Origin of the sequence: Paraburkholderia podalyriae, from assembly GCF_014397785.1 — a bacterium.
Taxonomy (GTDB): Bacteria; Pseudomonadota; Gammaproteobacteria; order Burkholderiales; family Burkholderiaceae; genus Paraburkholderia; species Paraburkholderia podalyriae.
Genome location: NZ_VZQQ01000290.1, coordinates 1 through 554 on the forward strand (window position 1 = coordinate 1; position 554 = coordinate 554).

Sequence of the window (554 nt, forward strand, 5' to 3'; positions counted from 1 at the left end):
TCACGGGCGCGATCAACTACTCGCTGAACCACTGGGCGGCGCTCACGTTCTATTGCGAGGACGGACGCGCCGAGATCAGCAATGTACTCGCAGAAAATGCCCTGCGTTGTGTAGCGTTGGGCAGGAATAATGCGCAGTCGAAACTTATGCGGAGCCTGCCGCTGCCGGACAGTGCGATGCGAGTCGCCGAGCCGGTCCCCGAGTACTTTCGGTCCGGCGAACTGCGCATAATTACAGCGACTCCAGGAACTGGAGAATGCGGTCTGGCGGTCGATATCGACGGTTCTTCACCTGCGGCGGTTGAATGCTGTTCAGTGCTCGCTCCTTCATTGTCAAATCCGCTTCCATATAGCCGTGTGTTGTCGACGGGCTTTCGTGTCCCAACCAGAGTGCGATGACCGATAGGTCAACGCCTGACTGAAGTAGATGCATGGCAGTCGCGTGACGTCAATGTCGTTAGAGACATTGGCGACACTATGTGCCCTTCCTGACTATGTCGGGTAACGTGGATGGGCTTCCTCGATCACCTTTGGTACTGTGGGTTGCGCAGCGAT

Annotated in this window: 2 pseudogenes; one reads left to right on the forward strand and one right to left on the reverse strand. The window is 56.9% G+C overall.

What is annotated here, in order from left to right:
- A pseudogene (locus F6X42_RS46550) lies at positions 1 to 131 on the forward strand (IS66 family transposase); the annotation flags it as partial.
- A gap of 100 nt (positions 132 to 231) precedes the next feature.
- Here the strand turns inward: F6X42_RS46550 and F6X42_RS46555 are convergent.
- Positions 232 to 447 (reverse strand): annotated as a pseudogene (locus F6X42_RS46555) (tyrosine-type recombinase/integrase); the annotation flags it as partial.
- Positions 448 to 554: the final 107 nt, after the last annotated feature.